Source organism: Cupriavidus sp. YAF13 (genome assembly GCF_052113425.1).
Classification (GTDB): domain Bacteria; phylum Pseudomonadota; class Gammaproteobacteria; order Burkholderiales; family Burkholderiaceae; genus Cupriavidus.
Window position 1 is genome coordinate 1 of record NZ_JBFRDD010000064.1, and the last position, 25,129, is coordinate 25,129.

A 25,129-nucleotide genomic window follows, 5' to 3' on the forward strand; every position below is an offset into this window, starting at 1 on the left:
CCTGACCCACACTACCGTCTCGCCACCTCGCGCTCCACTGCGGGGACGGGGCGCGTTCATACCATCTTTTCTTTACGAGTAAAGAAAAGTGACATCTCACACGTTCTAAAACGGCCAACACCGCACAGCCGCGCCAGCAGCTAGAAGCATGAAAACCCCACCCCCAAAACACTTCCGGCGCCATCATGCCAAACAAAAAATACAACCGCATTCCATGACACGGCTTCCACCGATTCAATCCTCGCCAAACTCGGCAGATTTTGTGAGCGAATCACCGGAACGGGACACCAGGAGCCGGAGCACGACCACACGCCTGCGCTCCTCGTTGGTGCCTGTTATGCGCTAGCTGCTGGCTCCTCCCAGTCGAAACGCCAGATCGCCAGCAGCGCGAACAGCGCGGCAAAGCCCAGCAACACACCGATCGGCACCAGCGCGGCCTGCAGCGGCAGCCCGCGCCAGGTCATCGCGTCCAGCCCGTCCACGGCCCAGCGCGTGGGCAAGGCCAGCGACGCCGATTGCAGCCACGACGGGAACAGGAAAGCCGGCACCCAGGCGCCGCCCAGCATCACCATCAGCAAGGTGGCGAAGATCGCCAGCCCGCGCGTGGCCGCCGGCGTGCGCCCGAGCGCAGCCACCAGCAGGCCGAAGCTGGCGGTGGTCAGGGCAAAGGCCACCACCACCCCGGCAAAGCCCGCCACGCTGCCGTCGATGCGCACGCCAAAGAACGCAATGGCGGCGCTGAAGATCAGCGCCATCAGGATCGCGGCCGTGAGCGCGCCGCTGACGATGCGGCTGCCCAGCAACAGAGCGCGCGACACCGGCGCGGCACGTAGGCGCTGCCACAGGCCGAGGCGGCGCATCAGCAGCAGCCCCACGCCAAACTCGATGCCCATGAAGAGGATGAACTGCACGCCCATGCCGGCGAAGGCATGCGCGTAGCTGTTGTAGGGACGGCCGGCCTGCGCGCTGGCCGGCTGCTCGCGCGCCTCGAACGGCAGCCCCATCCGCATGCTGGGCATGCCTGCCGCGTCCGGCCCGCTCGCGGCGCGCGCCGCCTGAGCCCGCTGCACGCGCTCGATGCTGTCGGCCATCGCCAGCACATCCTGGCGGTACGCGGCCGGGAGGTCCGGATTCGCTGCCATTGCGCCACGCAGCGCACCAAGCGGCCGGGCCGCGTCCGGCCCGCTGCCCATGGCCGCCTGCGATACGCTTTCCATCACGTGCTGGGTCAGCACGCCGCGCACCACCGCCAGGGCGAGCGCCTGCGAGGGGTCGTAGCGCAACGTCAGCACCGGCTTGGGCTGCGCGCCGAACAGCGCGCGCGGCGCCGCCTCGCCGAAGCCGTCCGGCAAGGTCACGGCTACCTGCACCTTGCCTTGCCGCACCGCTTCATCGGCGGCCTGGGCCGGCAGCTCGCGCAACTGCAATGCGCGATCCTGCCGCAGCGCCGCGACGATCTTCTGCGACAAGGGAGTGCCATCGAGGTCGCTGAGCGCCACCGGGATGCGCGATGGCTTCTGCGTGGCGGGGTTGAACAGGTAGCCAAAGAACGCCGCGATGGCGATCGGCGCGGCCACGCCCATGACGAGCGCCCGGCGATCCGAGAAATACAGCCGCAAGTCCGCGCGGACCAGTGCGAACAAGGCACGCAGTGCATTCAACGCGCTCATGCTCCGTCCCTCAGTTGCCGCCCGGTCAGGGCCAGGAACACATCCTCCAGCGTGGCCCGGCCCGACGCCAGGTGCCGCACCACGCGGCCACGGGCGCCCAGCCAGGCCATCACCGCGGGCACGGCGCGCGCGAGATCGTCCACGCCAATGGTCAGCACGCCGGCGCATTGCTGTGCGTGACGAACGTGGTGCGCAGCGCAGTCATGCGCCAGTTGCGCGGCATCGACCACGCCGTCGACCGTGACCTGCAGCGTCTCGGCCACCGGCAACCGGCCATAGAGCCCGGCCAGCGTATCGCTGGCCACCACCTGCCCGTGGTCCATGATCACGATGCGGTCGCACAGTCGCTCGGCCTCTTCCATGTAGTGCGTGGTGTAGAGCAGCGCCTTGCCGCGCTCGCGCAGCGCTTCCAGGCTGTCGAAGATGGCATTGCGGCTTTGCGGGTCGACCCCGGTGGTGGGCTCGTCGAAGATCAGGATGTCGGGATCGTGGACCAGCGCGCAGGCAATGTTCAGGCGGCGCTTCATGCCGCCGCTGAAATGCGCGGGCTTGTCCCGCGCGCGCTCGGACAAACCCACCAGCGCAAGTGCCTGGGCCGTGCGCTCGCGCAGCAAAGCACCCGACAAGCCATAGAGCGCGCCGAACAATTCCAGGTTGGCGCGCGCCGGCAGTTCCTCGTAGAGCGACAGCTCCTGGGGCACCAGCCCGATACGGCGCTTGAGCTGGCTCGCCGCGCGCGCGCCGGCATCCTGCAGCGCGCTGCCACCAATAAGGACGCGCCCGGCACCGGGGGCCACCAGGCCGCACAGCATCGCTACCGTGGTGCTCTTGCCGGCCCCGTTGGGCCCCAGCAGGCCCGTGATCTCGCCGCCAGCGACGGTGAAGGCAACGTCCTTCACCACCGCCCGCGTGCCATACGATTTGCCCAGGCCGATGGCTTCGAGCATGTGGCGCCCCCTCTCGTGAAGACGCACGATTCTAGCCGAGGTGCCCGGCCAGGATGCCCGCCTCGCGTCCGCCCGCAAGGGGGGTTAGCTGGACAAGCCCCACCCGATATGGCATAAGAGTACGTGCTGCCTCAAAAAACGGCAGCGGCTTGCCAGGATTTTCCACCCTTCATTCGAGACCTCATGCTCCTCGTCCCGCACCGCAACGCAGTCCGCCGCCATGCCATGCATGCGGTGGCAACGCGTGCGTGCGCGGCCAAGGGCGGCGTGCGCTCGCTCCGCGCCACACCGGCCGCGGTCAACACCTATGGTTTCGCCGCCGTGCTTTTCCAGGCCGTGCGGGGAAACCAGGACACACCAGCCAGGTCCTGACTTTCCCCGCACGGCACTTTGCCTGAGGGCGCGCATCGCGCCCCTTGTCCAATGTGCAACCTGGGAGAAAAGCCGTGTCTTCGTCTTCGATCTATCACAAGACCCTCTGTGCGATCGGCACCGTCGCCGTCGTCTACCTTCTCATCAATCTCTGATTGAGCACGGGGCCACGGCATAGCCGTCGCCCCGTCATGGCCCTGCACCCCTTTTTCCTGCCGCGGCGCGTTCGCGGCATTCACTTCGCACGCCTTCATCGCCATGGAGCTCACCAAGAATTTTGTCAAAGCCAAGCGCCCCTGCGCCGATGGCTACCGCTGGTTCGTCCGCAACCGCCAGGGCGGCAGCGACTACCAGCACCTGCTCGACGCCCTCGTCGATGACGGCCGCGTTGACGACGCCTGCTGGCTGCTCGCACAGTTCGGCCCCACCGATGCCGTACTCGCCGTGGACAGCGTCGAGGCCGATGCCGTGGTCTTTGCCGGCTCGCTGGTGGTGCGCGGCTGCATCGACGTCGGGACCACGCTGCGCGCCGGCGGCAGCATCCAGGCCGGCGGCGGCATACGCGCGGGCCGGGCCATCGTGGCCGGTGACAGCCTTGCGGCGGCCGGCGGCATCCACAGCGGCGGCGTGCTCGAAGCGGGCGGCGATATCAAGGCCGCATGGGGCATCGACGTGCAGGACACGATCACCGGCGGCGGCAACCTCAAGGCCGGCTGGGATGTGCTGTGCGGCGGCAAGATCGCGCTCGGCGGCAGCGCCGTGGCCGGGCAGGACCTGATCGGGCAAGCAGCCATTCACTGCGGCAAGAGCATCCGCGCCGGCGGTGTCATCGATGCGCGCCACACCGTGCGCGCCGGCCACGGCATCGAGTGCGGCGCTTCCATCCGCTGCGGCATGCATCTGGAGGCCGGCTGGGGCATCAAGGCGCTCGAGGCCATCGTTGCCGAATGCGCCATCAAGGCGGGCGAAGGCTTGCAGGCGGGCGACGAGATCCGCGCGGGCATTGGCTATGGCGTGTACGCCGGCCTGGATGTCAGGGTCGATGCATGGCCGGCGAGCGCGAAGGTGCTGGCGGCGCGCAAGCCCGAAGGCCTGGTGAGCGGATGGTGGGAGGAACCTGCCATGTGCTGAGATGCCACCGCCTGGCTTGTCCTTGTTCCTTCACGTTCTCATTGTTCACATCGTTCACTTGGGAGATAAGCAATGTTCTACAAAGTCTTGCTGGTCCTGGCCTTCTTCATGGTCGTGGTGTTTGCCCTGGCACGGGGCTTCCAGCACATGCCGGCCTGACCGCCGCGCCTCCGGGAGAACGACATGTCCATCATGGCGCCGGCCACGGCGCTTCCGTGGCTTGCGCGCAGGCTCGAGCTGCGCATCGATGTCAGCCACCGCCCCGCCGAGCTCGACCAGGAGTTCGATTCCATCTACGGCCGCCTGCACCGGCCGGGCGATCGTCTGCACGGCATCCCGGCAATCGCCACCGACTCGCCGGAGCTGGTGATCCGCTACCGCGAGGCGGATGGCGAGTACTACGTCTACGTGGAGGATGTGGCGCGCAAGCGCCTGGCGGGCTACACGGTCTTCAACCGCCTGATCGAGGTGGGGCGGCGCGCCGACCAATACCTGCGCGCGCCGCACTCCAAGTACGAGACGGCCTATCAGCGCCGCGGGCTGGCCACCGCAATCTACCGCTGGGGGCTGGACGCCGGCCTGTGCCTGATGACGGGCGCGCGGCAGTCCGCCGGCGCCAATGCCTTGTGGCACTCGCTGGCCAAGCACCATGTGCTGGGCTATGTCGACCTGCGCTACAAGACGCTGACTTATCTCGGGCAGGAAGTCAGCCGCGAAGTGCATGACGACCTGCACACGCGCATGATCCTACTGGGCAAGGGATGGAGCATCGAGCGGCTGGCGGCCGTCACCGGCATGCTGTAAAGCCGCGCTGGCGCCGCTTGCCGGGTTCATGAAGACCGGAATCGCCCGGGCTAATTGTTTCGCGCCGAAACAACTAGCCCGGGCGAATCGCTGATTTTTACGAAGTCGCATCTCAAGTTACAGATATGTTGCAACTTAGGCACTTCTCGCCTCTCCAGATTTTCCGGGATGCGTCGTAATCTTCAAACGTGCCAACCGGCGCTGCAACCCAATAGGAAATCATGTCCGAACGCCTCATCATGCTTGACGTCCCCGGTGTCCTCTACTCGAGCCGCTCCGAGGCTCGGCTGGGCGGAATCCCCGATACCGGCACCTTGCGCGACGTCCGCTTCTTCGATCCCGTCGCGCTCGGATTCGTGCGGCGCCTGTTCGGCCTGGCCGGTGCGCGCGTGGTGGTATCCGAGGCATGGCGCCGCGGCGTTCCCGCCGCCATCCTGCAGCAGCTCGACCTGCAGGTGGAAGGCATGACCCCCGATGTACCCGGCGGCCACGCAGCCCGCATCGCGGCCTATTTTGCGCACCGCCCCGCACCGCAGGCCTTTGCCATCCTGACCTGCGACACGGCATCGATGACAGACCCGCAATACGCGCATCTGCTGCCGCACGTGGTCAGCGTGAATCCGGCCGAGGGCCTGACGCCCGCCAACTTCAAGCAAGCGCTGGATATGCTTGGCGTGGCGTGCCCGTCCACCCTGTGCCTCGACACGCAGCCCGACGCGCGCGTGGAAGCCCGGCTGGAGCGGCTGCGCCGCCTGGCCAAGGAAGCGCCCGCGCGCTTCGAGATGGGCACCGTTGCCGCGCCCCTGCTGCAAGCCGTGCCAACGCTCGCGCTGCCGGCGCGGCGCACGGAAAAGCGGCTCGCACACGCCTGATACGCTGCGTGCCGATGCAAGCCGGCCCCGGCCGCGGCGCGCCTCTTCGGCGTGTAGCGGCCGGGGCCGGCTTGGCTTTCAGGCTACCGGGCTATCCGCCTTCTGGCTGAACACCAGCACCAGCCCAAGCACGATCGCCGCCATGCCTGCCAGGCTCAGCGCGGCAAGGCGATTGCCCAGGAACAGGTAATCCATCAGCGCGGTCACGGCCGGCACTAGGTAGAACAGGCTGGTGACGTTGACCAGGTTGCCCGCGTGGATCAGCCGGTAGAGCAGCAGCGTGGCGCCCACCGAAATCACCAGCGCGAGCCATCCGAGCGACAGCGCGAAGCCCGCCGAGGGCACCACCACCATCGGCTGGAACGGCACGAACAGCAAGCACAGCGCCAAGCCCGCGCCGTATTGCAACGGCATCACGTCGAGCGGTGCTTGCCGGATGCGTTTTTGCAGGATGGCGCCGATCGTCATGCACGCCAGCGCGCAGAGCGCAAAGCCCATGCCCAGCGGCGAGATCCGCGCCATCGCTATGCCCTGGAAGACCACCAGCACCAGCCCGCCCAACGCCACCGCCAGGCCTGCCAGCCGGCGCGCGGAAAAGCGCCGCTCCACCAGCAGCAAGGTCAGGATCGGCTGCACGCCCAGCAGCGTGGCCAGCACGCCCGGCGTCATGCCGCGCGCCAGCGCCAGCAGGTAGAAGATCGAATACGCGCCGGTCAGCAGCAGCCCGGAGCAGACCACCTGCAAGCGCGTGCCGGGCTGCGGCAACCAGCGCCGCCGCCAGGCCGCGAGCACCAGCAGCACGGCCAGCGCCAGCGCAAAGCGCGCGGCCAGCAAGGCAAAGGCAGAAGCATATTCAAGCCCGAGGCGCGCAAAGATGGCGCCGCTGCTCCATAGCAGCACGAAGAGCGTGGTCGAGCCATGCGCGCTCAGTGCGTTTTTGTTCAAATCCATGGGTTTCACCTGTCACGGTAATCCGTAAGACTCCGGCGCGCCCCGGCACACTGACGCCGCGCGGACGCGAAGGCGCCCTGGCATCAGGCGGGAACCAGCCGAAGAAGGAAGAAGCCGAAAAAAGACGGGCTGACGATCAGCCCAGCACGGCTGGGGGCGGCGGCGCAAGGCCGGCCCGCGTGCGCGGCGCAGAAGTGACAGGCGGTGCGAGCGGTACGAAGGCGGCGCACGGCCGCGCCGCGCCCGGGCGGGTCGCGATGGCGGCAAAGGCATTGTGCGCAGCGTGATGCATGGGAGTCCGTAATTAGGCTGGGGCGGAGAAACAAGCAAGCATCCGGGCCCCGCAGGACTGCGTAACGTTACACCACGTCAATTCGCATGGCAATGCTGTCCGGTCTGCGGTGGGTTGGCTGGCCTAGGTGACCGGCTCGCGATCCACCGCTAGCCGGCTGGCAACGGCAAACAGCCACATCGCCAGCAAGGCCAGCCCCCACAGCACCAGCACCCGGCCCGCCGCCAGTTGCTCATCGACCAGGTAGGTGCTGCACAGTTGCGACTCCGCCTCCTGGTACAGCAATCCGGCGCTCAGCATCATCCAGGCACCGTTGATGACAAAGAACCCCTGCACCACAGGGCCGGCAGCCTGCCACGAGGCGCGCGCCAGCAGCCCCGCCAGCACCATGCTCGCCACCTTGGCCATGCCCATTGCGCCCGCCAGCGTGGCTGCGTCCAGTGCCACTGGTAGCATCCAGTAGCTGACGATGCACCACGCCGCCAGCAGGCCTGGCAGCCCCGCCGCGTTCCATGGCGCCACCCAGGCCGCCAGCCGCGGCCCGGCACAGCGCGCCGCCCACCAGCCGGCAAGTGCCAGCAGCGGCAGTTCCAGCCCCATATGCCTGGCCATGGTCGCCTCCAGCCATGGGCGCAAGAGCGCGGCCACGGCCAGCATCAGGCCGGGCAGGCAAGCTTGCCAGGCGGGTGCAAGCCGCGCCTTCACAGCCGGCTGCGCAGCACGTCGGCCAGCGCCAGGTCCGGCCGCTCCACGTCATAGGCAGCAGCCAGCCGGCCTTGCGCGTCGACCAGGAACAGCGCGGCATTGTGCGAATAGCCGCCCAGCCCATCGGGCAGCACGACGATGCCGAAGGCGTCGAGCAGGCCGCGCAAGCGCGCAGGATCGGCCACGGTGGCGAAGGTCCAGATGGCAGGATCGGCGCGCAGCGTGCGCGCATAGGCCAGCAGCGCAGCAGGCGTATCGCGTGCCGGGTCGAAGGAGAGCGTCAGCAGGCGCACGCGGTCCTGCAGGCCGCGCTCGCGCAATTGCTGCTGCAGCCAGGCCTGCCCCGATGCGCTGGTGCGGCAGATTGCCAGGCATCGGGTATAGACGAAGGTCACCAGCGTGACGGGCCTGCCGCGCTTGCCGCTGCCCTCGCCCTGCGGCATGGGGCCGCCAAAATCGTGCCGCCGGCCCGTCTGGTCGAACAAGGCCAGCGCCGGCAGCTCGCGCGGGGCGCGCGCCAGGTCCAGGCGCCGGGCGCCATCGGCGCTAAGCGTGCGCAAGCCGCGCGTCGTGGCGAACACCGCCGCACCGGCCAACACCAGCACGAGCGCAACCATCGCCAGCGTCTTGCTCCACGCACGCGTCATGGCTTGGGGGCACCTCCCGTGGTCATGAATGCCTGCAGCGCTTCGCCGCCGTGCCAGGGCGCCTTTTGCGCGACGGAAGCCGCGCGCGCCGCCGCGATCTGCGCGGCCTCGACCGGCGCGGCGCCATTACCCCACTGGCTGCGGATATGCGTGGCCAGCGCCGCGATCTCCTGGTCGGAGAACTGCTCGCCGAAGGCCGGCATGGCGCCGTTGTAGGTGGTACCGAGCACGTCCAGCGGGCCAGTCATGCCGTGCAGCAGGATCTGCGCGAGGCGGTCCGGATCGTCGTTGACCCAGGGGGAGCCTGCCAGCGGCGGGAACACACCGGGAATGCCTTGCCCGTTGGCCTGGTGGCAAGCCTGGCAGTTGGCGGCGAACAATAGCTTGCCGTCGGCTACGCGGCCCTGCCCGGCCGGCGCCGCCAGCGCGGCCAGGTCGCGCCGGTCGCCCAGCGCGGCGCTGCCGTCGGCGCGCTCGATCAGGATGTAGCTGATGGCCCAGACCAGCAGGCCGCATACCAGTGCCAGCACGATCTTGGGCACCGGGTTGTGCTGCTCAACGGGATCGGCGTTCTCTGTCTTATGGGCTTGCGAGGGCTTCATCGTAGCTGGCTTGCGCGCCGGGCGCGCGTGGCGCCGGCGGGCTGGAGGTGGATTGAGAAGAAGCGATCGCACCGAACGGGTTGGACGGCGCGGTCGAAACGGATGCCAGCGAGGCAGGCTCCGGCGGCTGGCCGGTTGCGCCCGCGGCTGCGGCCTGCTCCACCACCGGGTAGGTGTGGCGCAGGCCAATCAGGTAGGCGACCAGGTCCAGCGCCTGGGGCGTGGCCACCACCACCTTGCCCGGCGGCACCGTGCCGCCGGGCAGCGCGACCACCTTGTCGCTCTTGCCGACGGCGCCTTCCGGCTTGAGCTCGAACAGGAACGGGTAGCCCGGCATGATGCTGTCCGCCACGTAGGCGCGCGGCTGGTAGAGATGGCCCAGGTGCCAGTCGGCGCTCGGCTGGCGCACGCCGATATTGAACAGGTCCGGGCCGGTGCGCATGGTGCCGAGCAAAGGCGGGCTGTCATAGTGGTAGTCCGCCGCCACGGACGGGCGGCCCCAGCCGCGCGCGCCGTCGGCGCGGCCCGCGCCGGTGGAGCTGGGCTGCTGCGTATGGCAGGCGATGCAGCCGTTGGCGAGATACACCTCGCGCCCGCGCAGCTGCTCGCTGGTGTAGGGCGCCAGCGCCGCCGGCGCGGGCACATCCTTGAGCTGCAGGAAGGGCACCACGATCATGGCCGAGGTGGCGAGCGAGAGCGTGACCATGGCCCCGCCCACAAGTTTGAGTTCGTTTTCCATGTTCAGGCAGCCGCTTGGGAAACCATGCGATCGGTCTGCGCCAGCGCCGAAGGACGCAAGACCATCAAGGCAAAGTGAAAGGCAAAGACCAGATGGCCGAGCGTCATCAGCGCGCCGCCCAGCGAACGCCCCTGCAGCCAGGGCAGCGTGACCGTCACCGATTCCATGAAGGGACGCGCCGGGTCCAGCAGCGCCAGGCCCTGCAGCACGCCGCCAATGCTCAGCGTGATGAGGTAGGTGGAAAAGCCCGCCACCACCAGCCAGAAATGCAGCGAGATCAGCGCGGGCCGGGGCCACGGCGCGTCGACGATGCGCGGCAGCGCGAAGTAGATGCCGCCGAAGATCACCATCGACACGAAGCCGTACATGCCCAGGTGCGCGTGCGCCACCGTGAAGTGCGTGAAGTGCGTCACCGCGTTGAGCGAGCGCAGCGCCTCGAACGAGCCCTGCACCGACGCCAGCGTGTACATGATGGCGCCGAACACGATGAAGCGCAGCGTGGCCGAGTGGCGCAGCGCGCCAAAGTTGCCCTTGAGCGTCAGGTGCTGGTTCACCGAGAACGCGGTCACCGGGATGATCATCATCACGCTCTGCACGATGGAAAGCGTGATCAGCCACGGCGGAATCGGGCCGCCGATCAGGTGGTGCGCGCCGACCTGGCCGTAGAAGAACGCCAGCGTCCAGAAGCCCAGCAACGACAGGTTATACGAGCGCACCGGCCGCCCGATCACCTTGGGCAGGAAGTAATAGACCGAGGCGAGCGACAGCGGCGTATAGAACAGGCCCAGCACGTTGTGCCCGAACCACCAGTTCATGGTGGCCTGCTCCACGCCGAAATGCACGCCCGGGATCTTGGCCACCACGTACAGCACCGGGAACCAGAACAGCGCCGCGCCGATGTACCAGACCGACACGTACAGATGATGCACACGGCGCTTTTGCAGCATGAATGCCAGCGGCAGGCCGATCATCATCCCGCCCAGCGCGAACAGCAGGCCCACTTGCCAGGGGATCTCCAGCCACTCCAGTCCGGCGTTGATGCCCACAGCAATGCTGCCGAGCCCCGCCACCAGCCCCGCATTCCAGACCAGCGCGCCGATCATGGCAAAGCGCCCGCCCAGCAGCGGCGTGCGCAGCAGGCGGGGCAGCATCCACAGCGTCAGCCCGAGCAGCCCCATCGGCGCCCAGCCATAGGCGACCGCGTTCAGGTGCAGCGTGCGCAAGCGGCCAAAGGAAAGCCACGCCTGCCCGGTCAGCAGGTCGGGCATATGCAGCTTGAGCGAGCTAAGCAGGCCGGCGGCGGACGCCACCACCAGCTCCGCCTCGAGATCGGCGCGTGCGGCGGCGGTGGCAGGCGCCTCCCGGCTGGACGCCGCGCCCACCCAGAGTGCCTGGCGCTGCGCCGCGTCGCTCGACGGCTCCTCCGGCTGGCCGACCTCGCCGGGCGCAAAGATGGTGCGCGCACCAGCGGCTTCGAGATCGAACAAGCCCTTGCGCAACGACCAGATGAAAGCAAACAGGCCACCGACCGACAGCAGGAAGGTAGCTAACAACAGACTCGTGGGATCCATGGATTTCCTTGCACTTCCCATGACGGCGCCGTGGCGGCCGTGGCTTGCGGACAGCGTTGAATGCTAAGGAGACAAGGCCGGCCCGAACAGGATCAGATCGGATCGATACAACCGGATCAGAGGGAATCAGGCGTGACATGTTGCCGCAGCAAATCTGCCGCATTGGAATATCCCCATGCGCTGTGTCGTGCATCGCGCCGATACGATACAGTTGCCGGAAATCAGACATAGGCCAAACAGTGGATCTCCAATGCCGCCCAGCAAGCCAGACACCCCCCCGCTAAAAGACGGGGAAGCCACGCCCGGCACGCTCTACGAAACGCTGGCCGACGATATCGCGCACTCGATCCAGGCCGGCACGCTGCGGCCCGGCGACCGCCTGCCCTCCGTGCGCCAGGCCAGCGCCAGCCGCGCGCTCAGCCCCTCCACGGTGTTCCAGGCTTACTACCTGCTGGAAGCGCGCGGGCTGATCATCGCGCGCCAGCGCTCCGGGTACTTCGTGGCCAGCACCAGCCGCGTGCTGCCACCCGAGCCCGAGGCCGCGTCGCAGCCGGCGGACGAATCCACCACGCTGAATGTCAGCGAACTGGTCTTCGACGTGCTGGCGTCGGCCAAGCAGCGGGAGCTGGTGCCACTCGGCTCCGCGTTTCCCAGTCCGCTGCTGTTTCCGCTGCCGCGCCTCGCCAAGTCCATGGCGGCAGTGGTCCAGCAGCTGGACCCATGGAGCTCGGTGGACGACATGACGCCGGGCAACGCCGGCCTGCGCCGCCAGATCGCCCTGCGCTACCTGATCGACGGGCTTACCGTGCACACGGACGAGATCGTCATCACCAACGGCGCGCTGGAGGCGCTGAACCTGTGCCTGGCGGCCGTCACGCGCCCGGGCGACGCGGTCATCATCGAGTCGCCCACCTTCTACGGCGCGCTGCAGGCGCTGGAGCGCCACGGCCTGCGCGCCATCGAGGTGCCCACGCATCCGCGCGAAGGCATCGAGCTCGACGCCCTCGCCCGCGCGCTGGAACGCCACCGCCCGAGCGCGTGCTGGCTGATGACCAATTTCCAGAACCCGCTGGGCAGCCTGATGCCCGACGACAAGAAGCGCGAACTGGTGCAGTTGCTGGCGCGCTTCGAAGTGCCGCTGATCGAGGACGACGTCTACGGCGAGCTGTACTTCGGCAACAAGCGCCCCACCCCGGCCAAGGCGTTCGACACGCAGGGGCTGGTGATGCACTGCGGATCGTTCTCCAAATGCCTGGCGYCGGGCTATCGGATCGGCTGGGCCGCGCCCGGACGCTTTGCGCGCGAAGTGGCGCGCGCAAAGCTCACCAGCACGCTGACAGTGGCGGCGCCAACACAAGCCGCTATCCTTAACTACCTGGAGAAGGGCGGCTACGACCGGCACCTGCGGCAGTTGCGCCAGGCGCTGATGCAGCGGCAGGACGCCTTCGCGCAGGCCATCGCGCGGCACTTCCCGCCGGGCACGCGGGCCACGCGGCCGGCTGGCGGGTACTTCCTGTGGATCGAGATGCCGGCTGGCACCGACAGCCTTGCGCTGCACCGCTATGCGCTCTCGCACGGCATCAGCATCGCGCCCGGCCCGATTTTTTCCGCGCATGGCGGCTTCCGGCATTGCTTGCGCATCAACTGCGGCCACGACTTCGACGACCGGACCGACGCCGCGCTCGCCACGCTGGGCCGGCTGGCCAGGCTGACAATGCAGTAAAGGCCGCGCCGCACCTGCCTTACAATGCGCGGCCCAATGGAGAACACAAAATGGAATCCCGCCTGACCGAACTAGAAATCAAGGTCGCCTTCCAGGACGACCTGCTCGACACGCTCAATCTCGCCGTGGCGCGCCAGCAGCGGCAGATCGACCTGCTGCAGGAACAACTCCAGGCGCTTTACCAGCAGATGCGCTCCAGCGGCACGGGCGGCGCCGACAACGGCCCCCAACACGAACTCCCGCCGCATTACTGATCGTGCGCATGGCCCGCGGCAAGACTGGACAATTGGACGACAATCGGACAATTGAACAAAGCCGGCGCAGGCGCGGTCAGAAGGGATAACGCGCAAGACGCCAACCTGGAGGCACCGCAGCATGCCGACGACGCAACACCGCACCCGGCCCCGCAAATCCCTGACAACGCGCAAAGCCGCCGCCGCCGGCGCGCTTGCCATGCTGGTCGCCGCCAGCGCCTGGGCCGGCTATAACGTCTGGACCGGCGACTACACATTTTCCCGCCAGGAACTGCAGGACGCCGTCGACAAGCGTTTCCCGGCACGGTTGCGCTACGCCCAGGTGCTCGACGTCCAGCTGACGCATCCGCGCCTGCTGCTCGACGAAGCCAACAACCGCGTGACCACCCAGATGGATGCACAGGTCAGCAACACCTTGCTGCCCGCGCCACCGATCAACGGCACGCTTTCACTGAGCAGCGGGCTCAGGTACGACCCGGCCAGACGCGCCGTGCTGCTCGACAATCCTTCCGTCGAACGTGTCCAGGTCGCCGGCATGCCGGCGCAATATGGCGAGCAACTGAACGCCATCGGCGCCGTCGTGGCGCAGCAACTGCTGCGCGATTACCCGCTCTACACGTTCAAGCCGGAAGAATTGCACGTTGCCGGCAAAGACGTCGAGCCGGGCGCCATTACCGTGCTGGCCGACGGCATCAAAGTCCAGGTCAATACGCGTTAAGCGCAATACGTCCCCCCTATTCGCATCCAATGGCGATGCCGTCGCCGTGCGAAACATGTTGTATCCGCGCACGCATTCATACCAGAAATTCGCGCAGTTAATTCACGCCGCGCGAGCAATGTCGCGCGACCGGTTATACTCCGCGCTCCACAACTAACGGGTAAATACAAATGGCCGTAGCAAAGAAAGTCGCAACCAGCGCAGCAGCAAAGACCAAGCCGGCAGCCGCCAAGAAGGCAGCAGTTCCCGCGAAGAAGGCCAGCGTGCTGGCTCGCGAACTGGCCGCTGCAAAGAAGGGCCTGCTGAAGCTGCGCGCTGATGCAAAGAAGGCGATCGAAACTGCTAAGCGCGAAATCAAGGTCGCAGCTGAAGCCGCCAAGAAGGCCGTGCTGGCTGAAAAGCAAGCCGCCAAGGAAAAGCTGGCTGCTCAAAAGGCCAAGGCCAAGCCGGCTGCGAAGAAGCCGGTGGTGAAGGCCGCCGTGGCAAAGAAGGCTGCAAAGCCGGCCGCCGCCAAGAAGGCAGCAGCGCCCAAGGCAGCACCGAAGGCCGCCGCCCCGAAGGCAGCAGCTCCGAAGGCAGCAGCACCGAAGAAGGCAGTCGTGAAGGCAGCCCGCAAGCCGGCAGCGCCGAAGAAGGCCGTGGCCGTCAAGGTCGAGGCAGAAGCGCCTGTCGCCGCGAAGTAAATCGCGCAAGGGCCAGCGCGGCAGGTGGCCCGGACATGCGCGCGGTAATCCGCGCCGTGCTCCGGTCCCCGCCGCGCACCACTTTTGTGCGAACTGGCTGGCGCCCTGCAGGGCCAGCCGGACATCTCCAGACAATATCCCCGCTTATTCAAGCCGCCCTGGCCGATCGGCATTTCCCGATTAGCGCCGCCTGGCTTCGCCTGTCATTTCCCGCATTTTCCGCATTTCCCACATGGCACGCATTGCCCGCCAGGACGATCGCCGCGTCTTAAGCCAACGCTAAGGTGGCATGCGCAAAGACAATTCAGCGAAGACTTAACCCCTCTCCGCGCCAGTCCTCAATCCCGTTTTGTCGAATTTCGGCCACGCATTGCACGCGGCGCAATCCGCCTGCATTTGGCGATGAAGTTCCTATTTTCGGAATACCAGGCTGAAATTATTGGCCGGCATCGGGATTGGCTCGTCCATGCGAAAGCCCTCGGCCTGGCCCAGCGCCGCCACGTCTTCCATATTGCGCACGCCCCATTCGGCGTTCGCGCTGCGCAACTGCGCATCAAAGGCGGCATTGCTCGGCGCGGTATGTTCGCCGTTGCGCCGATACGGGCCATACAGGTAAAGCACGCCGCCGGCTGGCAGCAAACGCCCGGCCCCGGCGAACAGCGCCTCGGCCGCAGACCACGGCGCGATGTGGATCATGTTGATGCAGACCACCGCCTGCGCCGCCTCGATGCCCCAGGGCTGCTGGCGCACGTCCAGCACCAGCGGCGCGAGCACATTGGCCAGCCCGGCATGCTCGGCCCAGCCCGCGATCGACTCGCGCGCTGCGGCGTCGGGGTCGCTCGGCTGCCAGGTCAGCCCCGCCAGCGCGGCCGAAAAATAGGCGGCATGCTGGCCGGTGCCACTGGCGATTTCCAGCACCAGGCCGCTCTGCGGCAAGACCCGCCGCAGCACGGCCAGGATGGCGTCGCGGTTGCGGTCGGTGGCCGGCGCCATGCGGCGCGCGTCGTGTTGGCCGGCTTGGTTCGGCATCTTGTTGCTCCTGTTGGGGGTATGGGTCTGGGCCACGGGGCGCGTTGGCGCGCGGCAGCCGCGCTTTACCGCAAGCGTAGCAGGCATGACCGGTCCCGGGTCTATGTTGCCTCAGCGGGTCCACGCGCCGGTGGCCCGAAACGCTCCCGGTATTCGCCCGGGGTGACGCCGATGCGCTTGAGAAAGGCGCGATGCAAAGCGTCCACGCTGCCAAAGCCTGCGCGCTCGGCGATTCGCTCCAGCCGCCAATCCGAGCCTTCCAGCAGGACTTTGGCACGCTCCACACGCGCGCCCTCGACAAAGCGGGCAGGCGGCTCGCCGGTCTCCCTGGCGAACGCACGCGCGAAAGTGCGCTCGCTCATGCCCGCGCGAGCGGCGAGCACCGGCCCTCTCAGGTCGCCCCTTGGGTCGTCGATAATGGCCGCCAGCAATGCGCGCAACCTGGGCGTGGCACTGGACTGCAGGCGCAGGCCGGTACTGAACTGCGACTGCCCGCCGGGGCGCCGCAGGAACAGCACCAGTTCGCGCGCTACCGCCAGCGCCACCTCAGGACCGCAATCGGCCTCTACCAGCGAGAGGCACAGGTCGATGCCGGCGGTAACGCCGGCCGATGTATAGAAAGGTGGATCGGCGACGAAGATTGCGTCCGGCTCCACCTGAATCGCTGGGCGCAATGTCTTGAGCAAGCCACAGGCGTTCCAGTGCGTGGTGGCACGGCGCCCGTCGAGAAAGCCGGCCGCGGCCAGAACAAACGCGCCCGTGCAAACGCTGGCGATGCGACGCGTACGCCGGGCGCGCGCCTGCAACCAGGCTAGCAGGTCCGGGTCGGTGGCGGCGCGGCGCAGGCTCTCCTCGCTGCCGCCAGCGACCACCAGCGTGTCGATGCGCTGCGGCAGGTCGGCAAGCGCAAGCGCGCCGGCCAGGCGCAGGCCGGCATGTGTCCCAAGCTCGCCACCGGCTTGCGTGGCGAGCCTGACCTCATAGGGCTTGCGGCGGCCCGCGGGGCTATGCAAGTTCGCCACCGCGAAGACCTCCATCGGCCCCACGACGTCGAGCGACTGCACGCCCTCGAAGCCGAGCACTACCACCTTTCGTGTTGTTCGCTGTAGATAAGCCATGGCAAAGAATGCGGTAATTCTGTCCTTTTTGCCAGCCCCGGCGGAGGGTAAATTCGATCTATGTGCATCTGGTACGAAACGCACCAACCGAGGACACCATGCAGTACGCCATCATGACCCGCCTTGCCGCGCTTGCGCTGTGCACTTGCACGCTGTGCGGCTGCCTCAAGCCCGCCGCGCAGATCCCCGCTTCGACCGAACCCGCAGAACGACGCCATGCTGCGTCCGCGGCGTCGTCCGGTAATCCGGCGACGCTCGCGCTGCCCGCGCCCAGGGCCGGGCGGACGCGACCGCTGGTCGCCGTACTGGCCGACAATGCCGGCACCGAGGTCACCGATTTCGTGATTCCGCTTGGCGTACTGCGGGAGGCAAGCGTGGCCGACGTGCATGCAGTATCGACCGGCCCCGGCACCGGCACCTTGATGCCGGCCCTGCGCGTGCGGGCCGACCTGACAATGGCGGCCTTCGACGCCGCCTTTCCCGAAGGCGCCGATATCGTGATCGTGCCGGCGATGCATCATGAGGACACGCCGGCCACGCTAGCGTGGCTGCGCGCGCAGGCAGCACGGGGAGCGACCGTCGTGGCGGTCTGCGAAGGCGCGCGCGTGGTCGCGAGCGCCGGACTGCTCGATGGCCGCTCGGCCACGACACATTGGTATGCGATGCGCCGTGTCGGCGCAAAATTTCCAACCACCCGCTGGGTGGGCGACAGGCGCTATCTGGCCGATGGCAACGTTGTCACATCGAGCGGCGTGACTGCCTCGGTGCCGCTGTCGCTGGCATTGGTCGAGGCGATTGCCGGCCAACAAGTGGCGGCGGCAACCGCAGCGCGCCTCGGCGTAACGGAGTGGAGCCCACGCCACGATTCGGCCCCCTTCAAGCTAGGCGCCGCGAGCATCGGCATCGCGCTCTCGAACCGGCTCGCCTGGTGGCGCCACGAGGCCATCGGTATCGCCGTGGCACCGGGTTTCGACGAGATCGCGCTGGCGCTGCAGGCGGATGCCTGGTCACGGACCTATCGCTCCGAGGCGCTGACACTTGGCACGGGTGCAACGCTGCGCTCGCGCCACGGACTCTGGCTTGAGGCTGACGCCATCACCGCTCGCGCGGACGACGAGCCCGCAGCCAGCCGCCATGACTTGCCGCCATACGCTGGCTTGCCTGCGGCGGCGCTGGATGCCGCCTTGGCCGGAATCCAGGACCGCTACGGCCACGCCACCGCGGATTTCGTCGCCCTGCAACTGGAGTATCCCCGCCCGCGCTAGCCATTTCCCGGGGCGGGTGTGTCAAAAAAAAAGCCCCCGGTGACAAAGTCATCGGGGGCCCAACAAAGCGCCGGGGTAACAGCTGTCCCGCGCTTACGCCTTACTGGTCTTGATGCTCGTGGTATCGGCCGTCAGGTAGCCGACGGCGGCGCCAAAGCGGTCCTTGTAGTTGGCGCGCACCAGCGGATCCAGCGTGGCCTGGACCTTGGCGTGCAGGCCGCTCCAGTCGCCGGCGTGCTGGAAGTTGTTCATGATGTAGGTCCAGCCGTTGATCTCGTCCACCGCATGCAGGCCGGTGGATTCCGCGCCGGCCGGGGTCGAGAGCACGCGCGACAGCGTCTTGGTGTCTACGTTGTAGGCCCACAGGAAGTTGTTGACGTGCTGGCCGCTGTCCTCGCCGATGAACAAGGTGCGCAACTTTTCCGAGAACTTGAGGTTGTCCGGGTTGGCGATCTGGTCCGGATCGGCGGTGTTGCCGAGTGCGTCCGCACCGATGTCCTTGCCCACGATCAGCGCCTTGGTGTGCACCGGCACCCATTCGCTATTGATGGCGGCGCCGCCCATATCCTTCTGGCCGCCGGCAAGGTTGTGCTGCATCACGCCGCCAGCGTTGAGCGCCGTGGGGATCGCGATGTTGCTCTGTGCGTTCCAGCCCTTGGCGTTGTTGACGACCATCGAGTCGATCATGTTCTGCAGCGCGGAGTAGGCCACCTTGTCCTTGATATTGACGGTGGTGCCTTCCATCTTGGTAAAGCCCATGCTGCCGCCCTTGAGGTAGGCGTAGCGATGGGTTTCCAGGAAGGCCGCGGCCTTCTCCTTGCCCGGGTTGACCTTGATCCAATTGGCGGTGCCGCCAACGAAGATCTTGGTGAAGGTGGGGTCCGCGGGGTCAGCCGTGCGCACGTCCATGATGTCGGTGGGCAGGTTGGACTTGGCCATGGCCTCGACTTCGGCGCTGGTGGCGTGCCCCAGGTTGACCCACGTCAGGTCGGCGCCGGGGGCGGCCGGATCGATGGAGAAGCCCGCACCCACCTTCGCCACGTACAGCGTGCCGGCGGACAGGTCCTTTTCCTTGTCGGCCACAAACATGAACAGACCGCTGTTGGTGGCGTCGTCGCCCATCAGCACCGTGCGGTTGTCCGGCATCACATGCACCAGTTCGTGCGAGATGCGGCCCATGCAAAAGTGCTTCTTGATGCTGGCGGTGCCGTCGGCATTGACCGTGACTTCAGGCATGTGGCCATAGAAGTACGGGTTGGCCACGACGCTGGCAGTGCCGAGCAGGTTCTTGCTGAACGCCAGGAACTGCGCGTTGGTGGCGGCCGTGAACGCGTCCGGCTCGTACTCCTCGCTCGACAGGTGGGTGTTCCACGGCGACAGGCTGGCGCCGCAGGTAATCCACAGGCCATTGACCGACGAAGTATCGACGTTGTGGTACTTGACCAGGGTCAGCTTGCCGGTGGCCGGGTCCTGGTCCAGCGTCAGCACGCCGATCGGGGACGGCAGGCGGCCGTAGGCGCTGGCGCCAGCCTGGTCGCGCGTGGTGTATTCGAACTGGACCACGGCGAAGACCGTGTTGCCCTTCACGCCGGCCACCTTGGCGCCGTCGATCTTGAGCAGCGAGGTGCCGTCGGGCGAGTCGGAGTAGAACTGGCGTTCCTTGCCGGCCACCGATTTGTCGATGATCGGCTGGTTGTTGATGTCGAAGTAGCCGCCGGCGAGGATGCTGCCGCCCTTGCCATCCGGGACCATGTCGCCGGTGACGAAGAAGGGCTGGTAGGCCAGCTTGTAGGTTTGGCTGCTGCCGTCGCTGAACGATACCTTCAGGCTGGAACCCACCGTGGTGGTAGCCATCGCGGCCGGGTTGGCCAGCGTGGGCGCGGCCATGCCGGTGAATTCGGCGGTGGTAAACGTAGCTCCGGCAGGCGTGACGGGCGCCGGAGCCGTTGCGGCTACTGCGTCGCCATCGCCACCGCAACCGACCAGAAAGGCGGTAGCGCCAAGGCCCAGCGGCAGCATGGGGGCGCCAGCCAGGAATTTAAGCGCCTTGCGGCGGGATGCGTCCGGTTTGTCGAGCATTCTTCTTTCCCGTTTCGTTATGTGAAGGATCAGGCGGCGCGCCATGCGCGCTGCCATGCAGCGCGCTCGTGGGGACAACCGCGCAGCGTTCAGGCCGATACGTATCCTATGAATGATTTGTTACAGCTTGTTTAAACTGACTTAACTTGCAGACATCCAGGAGGCCTCTCGCACAATCCGGGTGGCCGGGGCGGCTGCGGTACACTGGCGCAGGCCCCAATCCGGTGCCCCGATTCCTTTAGCTTTCCGCCCGCCGGCGCCGCGCATCGCGCGCCGTGACGCGGCCTACCCCGTGCCGACCTACACCCTTGCTTCTCCCGTCCAGTCAGACCTGGAAATCCGCAAGAGCCGCTTCATCGGCTTTGCCTTGCCCGTGCCCGACCGCGCCGCGGCCATGGCCGAAGTGGCGCGCCTGCGCGCCGACCACGCCACCGCCACCCATGTCTGCTGGGCGCTGCTCGCGGGGGGGCAGTCGGGCATGTCCGACGACGGCGAGCCATCCGGCACCGCCGGCCGGCCCATGCTGGAAGTGCTGCGCCACCATGAGCTGGAAGGCGTGCTGGCGGCCGTGGTGCGTTATTACGGCGGCGTCAAGCTGGGGGCGGGCGGGCTGGTGCGAGCCTATACGGACGCGATTGCGGTGGCGCTCAAGGATGCGCAGCGCATCGAGCGCATCGCCTATGCGGAGCTGGTTGTGGAGGTGGACTACGCCGACGAAGCCCGCGTGCGCCGCTGGATCGAGCAGGAGAGCCACGAGCTGGCGCATGCCGAACACAGCGTGGCCGCCCGGCTGACCATCCGGCTGCCGGCCAGCCTGCTGGCACCGGCCCGGGCCGCGCTGCGCGACGCCACCCATGGCCGTGCGCGCTTTCCCGGCGCGGACGAGGGGCAAGCGCAACCATGAGCAACGACATCGCCGCAGCCCCAGTGGCCCCGGCAGCCCCGGCTGCGTTTGTCGCACGCCTGGAGCCGCAGGGCAGCACCTTTGCCGCGCTGCCCACGCAGACGCTGCTCGAAGCCGCGTTGCAGGCCGGCCTGACATTCCCGAGTTCCTGCCGCAACGGCACCTGCCGCACCTGCCTGTGCCGGCTGGCCGCCGGGCGGATCGGCTACCGCATCGAGTGGCCGGGCGTGAGCTACGACGAGCGCGACGAGGGGTTCATCCTGCCGTGCGTGGCGTATGCCGAGAGCGATGTGGTGATAGAAGCGCCGCAACCGCTCTAGCCAGGCACAGGCGTCAGGCGGCCACCTTGCGCACCCGCCGTGGCGCGGCGCGCTGGCGCGCCGCCAGGCACTGCATAAAGAACCGCCACGCGATCCGCAATGCATCCGGGCCGGACGGATCGGCAAAGGCCTGGCTGGACGGTCCGCCGCTCCACGCGTGCCCGAGCCCTTCGATGCGCACCAGCCGGATGCAGGGCTCGCCCTCGCTCGACCAGGCAAAGATGCTGTAGGGACGGCGCTGCCCGCGCTGGATCCGGCGCGGCTTGGCCAGCACGGGTGGCTGCGCCAGCAATTGCTGCCAGAGCGCAGCGCTGGCCAGCGCGTTATCGAAGTGCACCACATGATCGGCATCGCCGTGCAGCAGCAGCAAGGGCGGAGGGCGGCGCCCCGCCAGTTGAAACCGCGCCGCGTCCACATCCGGCTGCCCCTTGCCGTGCATCACGCGCGCCGCCTGCGCGGCGTTGGACGCGCTGAGCGGCACCGCCCCGGAATGCGAGCCGACCGCGACAAAGCGGTCCGGGTAGCGCAGCCCCAGTATCACCGCCATGGCCCCGCCCGCCGACAAGCCAAGCGCGAAGACGCGTTCGCGGCGAACCGGATGCTGCTGGCAGACATGCTCGACGATCGACATCAACAGGCTGGCCTCGGCCACCACGCGCGCTGCCGAGCGGAACCAGTTCCAGCAGCGCTGGGCGTTGGCTTGCGACGATTGCTCCGGCATCAGCACCACGCAGCCCGCGCTGCGCGCCAGCGTAGCCGCGCGGGTGCAAGCCGCAAAGCTGGCCGTGTCCTGGCCACAGCCGTGCAGCAACACCAGCAAGGGCGCGGGACGCGATGCGCTCACCCCGGGCGGGATGAACAACCGGTAACGGCGCTGCACGAGCGGACCCAGCCCCCAGCTGCCTTCCTCCCAGCGTCCGCCGCCGCGGCTGACCGGCGTAGGCACCGGCGAGGCAACGCCGGTCAGCACGCGCTGCGCCGCCTTGCTCATCGCCTCCCCCTGCCTGAGCGCCGAGCGGATCGCGGACTTCGCGACCGTGCGCTGCGCACGCCGGACATTGCGGGTGGCGATCTTGCTCAAGGTATTCCAGAGCTTGGTGCCACTGCGATTGCGTCGTGTCATCGGCGATATGCCATTGGCGGCATCTCCAGCGCGGGGGTTGCGGGAATGCGCGGCCTGCGGTGCAGCGCAGCAGCCAGTATGCCGCGCGCGACGACGCGCTGTCAGCCCTATTGCGTGCAAACCAGGCCACGTGGGCGCATTCCTGCAGCACAATGCGGCACGACGCGGCACGCACCTGGCAGCGGCACGCGCAACCCCGGGAGAATGCGCCTTCGCCTCCCTCCCGATCAGAACAACCCGCGCAGCGCCAGCTCGGCCCCGAGCAGCAGCAGCCCGCAAAAAAACAGCTTGCGAAAACGCGCCGCGCTGATGCGATGGCGCAGCCACTGGCCGATGAACATGCCGGCCAGCGCCGGCACCAGCGCCAGCAGCGACGCCCCCAGCACCGGCGTGTGCAACAGCGCGCCATGCATCGCCAGGCTCACCGCGAGCGCGATGGTGGACACCGTGAACGACAAGCCGAGCGCCTGCACCAGCGTCTCGCGGTCCAGGCCCAGCCCCTGGATATACGGCACCGCCGGAATCACGAACACGCCCGTGACCGCCGTGATCGCGCCGGTGACCACACCGACCAGCGGCGCCAGCCAGCCCTCGGCGGCGGTTGGCACCTTGGGGTGGAACGCAGCCAGCCCCAGCACCGCGTACAGCACCAGCGCCACGCCCAGCCATGCGGTGGCATGCACCATCAGGCTGGGCGGCAGCAGCGCGGCGGCCAGCCACGTGCCCGCGCAGATCGCGGCCAGCAAGGGCCACATCCGCCGCGCCAGCTCGCCAAGCCGCGGCCCGGTGTAGAGCTGAACGACGTTGGTCACCATGGAAGGCGCGACCAGCAGCGCCGCAGCCTGCGCCGGCGGCATCGCCAGGCCCAGCAGCCCTACCGCCACGGTAGGCAGCCCAAGCCCCACCACGCCCTTGACCAGGCCGGCAAGCAAGAAGGTAAAGCCGATCAGCGCGGTCTGCGCATTCAGGAAAGCCGATTCCATGGCTTGCTCACCGCGCCGGCGACGCGGGCGCCGCGATGGGTGCGTGCACGGCGCGGCTGTCCGCCGGCGCCTGGTCGCGTTCATTCAAACCATAGTCGCGCAGCACATGCGCCACGCGCAGCCGATAGCCCGCGAACACGCCGCCGCGCCCGGCCGACTGCGCCAGCCGGTGCTCCTCGGTATTGCGCCACGCCATGACCGCGGCCTCGTCGCGGAAGAACGACAGCGACAGCAGCTTGCCCGGATTGGTCAGGCTCTGGAAGCGCTCCACCGAGATAAAGCCGTCGATGGCCTCCAGCGTCGGCCGCAGTTGCGCGGCGATCTGCATGTACGTGTCCTTGCGGCCCTCGGCCGGCTCGACTTCGAAGATGACTGCGATCATGGTGGGGTCCTATTGTCCTATTGTCCTTTTGTCCTACTGTCCGATTGACTTGCTTCACAAAAAATGTGGAATGCGCACGTTGACCGATGGCCGATAGCGGAATGCGCGCGCCAGCGAAGCCGGATCCGCGCCACGCGCCAGCAGCGCGGCCACCACGGCCTGCGCCACCGTGGACGCCAGCGCGTCGCCGGGGCACGCGTGGCGGCCACGCCCGAAGGTCCATGGCGCTGGCGTCGCCGCCTCGCTTTTTTCGAGCGAAGCGGCCGCCAGCACGACCAGCACCGCATCGCCCGCCTTCAGTTGCGCACCGCACAGGCGGACATCGGCGGCCAGGAAGCGCCGGGTGTTCTGCACCGGCGGATCCTCCCGCAGCACGCGTGCGGCCACGCAGTCCAACGCGGGCAGCGCTCGCCCATGGGACGTATCCCGGCCCAGGCACAGGAGCATGTTGCCGACCAGGCCGGCGGTGGCCTCGCACGCCTGGATCAGCAAGCCGATCGCATTGGTGACGACGATCTCCTGCGCCACGCCGGCCGCAAGCGCTTCCTGCACCAATGCGTCCAGCGGCGGCGCGGACGACAGGCTCGTGCGCATCCAGGCCTGGAGCCAGGTGGCGGCCTCGCTCCCGGCGGCAATCTCCGGCGCTGCCGCCAGCGGCGACATGGCCCGCGCGAAGGCCGCCACCTGGCCCGCTACGCCGGGCTTGCCAGCCACCGCCAATCCTAGTGCATCGGCTACCGCCAGCACCGGCAAGGTGAACATCCAGTGGTTCACGGCGGCACCGGGCCGGACGGCGTCGAACGGCAGGTCCTGCGCCAGCGCCAACACCCGCGCCCCCAGGCCGGCAAGCGCCAGGCACGCCATGCGTTTGCGCAGCACGCCCTTGAGCGGCGCATGCCAGTCCCCATCGTTCATGCGGATCAGGCCGCCGAACAGTGCACCGGCCGTGCTGCCCGCCAGCGCTGGCGGCACGGTTTGCGCGGGCGGCCGCACGCGGCACGCGGGATGGGTCAGCACGGCCTGCACCTCGGCGGCGCCGGCGGCAACCCATAGCCCAAGCGCTTCGTCGCGATAGAACGGGCGCTGCGCGGCAAGGGCGCGGTAGTACGGCGCCGGATCGGGGTGCGTCACGGCGCGAAGCGGGTCGGACGGCATTGGCATGGCGGTCGGCAAGGGCATGGGGAGGCGGATCGGGAGCACACAAGCAGTATGCCGTCGCGCCCCGCCCGACGTTTCATGACGATA

General features: G+C 68.0%; 25 protein-coding genes and 1 pseudogene. 11 read left to right on the plus strand and 15 right to left on the minus strand.

Annotated features, from left to right (window positions below; genetic code table 11):
• Positions 1-335: 335 nt before the first annotated feature.
• Both AB4061_RS34440 and AB4061_RS34445 read right to left on the minus strand, forming a co-directional pair.
• On the minus strand, positions 336-1,670 hold the full coding sequence (locus tag AB4061_RS34440) for an ABC transporter permease (protein ID WP_441640637.1): 1,335 nt from the start codon (positions 1,668-1,670) through the stop codon (positions 336-338).
• Positions 1,667-2,617 carry an ABC transporter ATP-binding protein gene (locus AB4061_RS34445; protein ID WP_441640638.1) on the minus strand — a complete coding sequence of 317 codons (951 nt, stop codon included), beginning with the start codon at positions 2,615-2,617 and terminating at the stop codon, positions 1,667-1,669. The genes AB4061_RS34440 and AB4061_RS34445 overlap by 4 nt, the downstream gene beginning before the upstream one ends.
• Before the next feature lie 183 nt (positions 2,618-2,800).
• On the opposite strand from AB4061_RS34445, the gene AB4061_RS34450 reads away from it, so the two are divergent.
• The 4 genes from AB4061_RS34450 to AB4061_RS34465 all read left to right on the plus strand — a co-directional run bounded on the left by AB4061_RS34450 (position 2,801) and on the right by AB4061_RS34465 (position 5,796).
• Positions 2,801-2,989: a hypothetical protein gene (locus tag AB4061_RS34450; RefSeq protein WP_174423822.1), complete on the plus strand. Its 189-nt coding sequence runs from the start codon at positions 2,801-2,803 to the stop codon at positions 2,987-2,989.
• Between the two features lie 258 nt (positions 2,990-3,247).
• Positions 3,248-4,120, plus strand: coding sequence for a hypothetical protein (locus AB4061_RS34455; protein ID WP_441640639.1), 873 nt, complete (start codon positions 3,248-3,250; stop codon positions 4,118-4,120).
• A gap of 183 nt (positions 4,121-4,303) precedes the next feature.
• Positions 4,304-4,924 (plus strand): N-acetyltransferase, encoded by a 621-nt coding sequence (locus AB4061_RS34460; protein WP_441640640.1) that lies wholly within the window; start codon positions 4,304-4,306, stop codon positions 4,922-4,924.
• 221 nt (positions 4,925-5,145) lie between these two features.
• A complete protein-coding gene (locus tag AB4061_RS34465) occupies positions 5,146-5,796 on the plus strand; it encodes an HAD domain-containing protein (RefSeq protein WP_441640641.1) in 651 nt (216 codons plus the stop codon).
• 78 nt (positions 5,797-5,874) lie between these two features.
• Here the strand turns inward: AB4061_RS34465 and AB4061_RS34470 are convergent, their stop codons facing one another.
• The 6 genes and pseudogenes from AB4061_RS34470 to AB4061_RS34495 form a co-directional block, all read right to left on the minus strand.
• Complete coding sequence (locus tag AB4061_RS34470) at positions 5,875-6,747, minus strand: DMT family transporter (protein ID WP_441640642.1); 873 nt, start codon at positions 6,745-6,747, stop codon at positions 5,875-5,877.
• Between the two features lie 415 nt (positions 6,748-7,162).
• Positions 7,163-7,744 (minus strand): hypothetical protein, encoded by a 582-nt coding sequence (locus tag AB4061_RS34475; protein WP_441640643.1) that lies wholly within the window; start codon positions 7,742-7,744, stop codon positions 7,163-7,165.
• The gene (locus AB4061_RS34480; protein ID WP_441640644.1) at positions 7,741-8,391 is read right to left on the minus strand and encodes an SCO family protein; all 651 of its coding nucleotides are present in this window, start codon (positions 8,389-8,391) and stop codon (positions 7,741-7,743) included. Before AB4061_RS34480 ends, AB4061_RS34475 begins: the two co-directional genes overlap by 4 nt.
• Entirely contained in the window at positions 8,388-8,993 is a 606-nt protein-coding gene (locus tag AB4061_RS34485; RefSeq protein WP_441640645.1) for a c-type cytochrome, read from the minus strand. Before AB4061_RS34485 ends, AB4061_RS34480 begins: the two co-directional genes overlap by 4 nt.
• Before the next feature lie 127 nt (positions 8,994-9,120).
• Positions 9,121-9,732 (minus strand): annotated as a pseudogene (locus tag AB4061_RS34490) (cbb3-type cytochrome c oxidase subunit II); the annotation flags it as partial.
• A 2-nt stretch (positions 9,733-9,734) separates the two neighbouring features.
• A complete protein-coding gene (locus AB4061_RS34495; RefSeq protein ID WP_441640646.1) occupies positions 9,735-11,303 on the minus strand; it encodes a cbb3-type cytochrome c oxidase subunit I in 1,569 nt (522 codons plus the stop codon).
• A gap of 250 nt (positions 11,304-11,553) precedes the next feature.
• On the opposite strand from AB4061_RS34495, the gene AB4061_RS34500 reads away from it, so the two are divergent.
• The 4 genes from AB4061_RS34500 (at position 11,554) to AB4061_RS34515 (ending at position 14,681) form a co-directional block, all read left to right on the plus strand.
• The gene (locus AB4061_RS34500) at positions 11,554-13,026 is read left to right on the plus strand and encodes an aminotransferase-like domain-containing protein (RefSeq protein WP_441640647.1); all 1,473 of its coding nucleotides are present in this window, start codon (positions 11,554-11,556) and stop codon (positions 13,024-13,026) included.
• A gap of 50 nt (positions 13,027-13,076) precedes the next feature.
• Entirely contained in the window at positions 13,077-13,280 is a 204-nt protein-coding gene (locus AB4061_RS34505; RefSeq protein WP_150985171.1) for a SlyX family protein, read from the plus strand.
• A gap of 199 nt (positions 13,281-13,479) precedes the next feature.
• Positions 13,480-13,998 (plus strand): DUF1439 domain-containing protein, encoded by a 519-nt coding sequence (locus AB4061_RS34510; protein ID WP_441640672.1) that lies wholly within the window; start codon positions 13,480-13,482, stop codon positions 13,996-13,998.
• A 170-nt stretch (positions 13,999-14,168) separates the two neighbouring features.
• Positions 14,169-14,681: a fumarate hydratase gene (locus AB4061_RS34515; RefSeq protein WP_441640648.1), complete on the plus strand. Its 513-nt coding sequence runs from the start codon at positions 14,169-14,171 to the stop codon at positions 14,679-14,681.
• Between the two features lie 411 nt (positions 14,682-15,092).
• Here AB4061_RS34515 and AB4061_RS34520 read toward each other — a convergent pair whose 3' ends face one another.
• Both AB4061_RS34520 and AB4061_RS34525 read right to left on the minus strand, forming a co-directional pair.
• Positions 15,093-15,710 carry a DUF938 domain-containing protein gene (locus AB4061_RS34520; protein ID WP_441640649.1) on the minus strand — a complete coding sequence of 206 codons (618 nt, stop codon included), beginning with the start codon at positions 15,708-15,710 and terminating at the stop codon, positions 15,093-15,095.
• Between the two features lie 101 nt (positions 15,711-15,811).
• Positions 15,812-16,828 carry a GlxA family transcriptional regulator gene (locus AB4061_RS34525; RefSeq protein WP_441640650.1) on the minus strand — a complete coding sequence of 339 codons (1,017 nt, stop codon included), beginning with the start codon at positions 16,826-16,828 and terminating at the stop codon, positions 15,812-15,814.
• Between the two features lie 98 nt (positions 16,829-16,926).
• On the opposite strand from AB4061_RS34525, the gene AB4061_RS34530 reads away from it, so the two are divergent.
• Positions 16,927-18,093: a DJ-1/PfpI family protein gene (locus AB4061_RS34530; protein ID WP_441640651.1), complete on the plus strand. Its 1,167-nt coding sequence runs from the start codon at positions 16,927-16,929 to the stop codon at positions 18,091-18,093.
• Positions 18,094-18,186: 93 nt separating this feature from the next.
• Here AB4061_RS34530 and AB4061_RS34535 read toward each other — a convergent pair whose 3' ends face one another.
• The gene (locus AB4061_RS34535; RefSeq protein WP_441640652.1) at positions 18,187-20,172 is read right to left on the minus strand and encodes a PhoX family protein; all 1,986 of its coding nucleotides are present in this window, start codon (positions 20,170-20,172) and stop codon (positions 18,187-18,189) included.
• Between the two features lie 292 nt (positions 20,173-20,464).
• Here AB4061_RS34535 and AB4061_RS34540 point away from each other — a divergent pair, with 292 nt between their 5' ends.
• Positions 20,465-21,076 (plus strand): IMPACT family protein, encoded by a 612-nt coding sequence (locus AB4061_RS34540; RefSeq protein ID WP_441640653.1) that lies wholly within the window; start codon positions 20,465-20,467, stop codon positions 21,074-21,076.
• Complete coding sequence (locus AB4061_RS34545) at positions 21,073-21,396, plus strand: 2Fe-2S iron-sulfur cluster-binding protein (protein ID WP_441640654.1); 324 nt, start codon at positions 21,073-21,075, stop codon at positions 21,394-21,396. Before AB4061_RS34540 ends, AB4061_RS34545 begins: the two co-directional genes overlap by 4 nt.
• Before the next feature lie 13 nt (positions 21,397-21,409).
• Here AB4061_RS34545 and AB4061_RS34550 read toward each other — a convergent pair whose 3' ends face one another.
• The 4 genes from AB4061_RS34550 to AB4061_RS34565 form a co-directional block, all read right to left on the minus strand.
• Positions 21,410-22,519, minus strand: a complete 1,110-nt coding sequence (locus AB4061_RS34550) for an extracellular catalytic domain type 1 short-chain-length polyhydroxyalkanoate depolymerase (protein ID WP_441640655.1) — start codon at positions 22,517-22,519, stop codon at positions 21,410-21,412.
• A gap of 227 nt (positions 22,520-22,746) precedes the next feature.
• Entirely contained in the window at positions 22,747-23,502 is a 756-nt protein-coding gene (locus AB4061_RS34555) for a sulfite exporter TauE/SafE family protein (protein ID WP_441640656.1), read from the minus strand.
• 7 nt (positions 23,503-23,509) lie between these two features.
• Positions 23,510-23,884, minus strand: a complete 375-nt coding sequence (locus AB4061_RS34560) for an antibiotic biosynthesis monooxygenase family protein (RefSeq protein ID WP_174423839.1) — start codon at positions 23,882-23,884, stop codon at positions 23,510-23,512.
• Between the two features lie 54 nt (positions 23,885-23,938).
• Positions 23,939-25,045 (minus strand): cytochrome P450, encoded by a 1,107-nt coding sequence (locus tag AB4061_RS34565; protein WP_441640657.1) that lies wholly within the window; start codon positions 25,043-25,045, stop codon positions 23,939-23,941.
• Between the last annotated feature and the right edge of the window lie 84 nt (positions 25,046-25,129).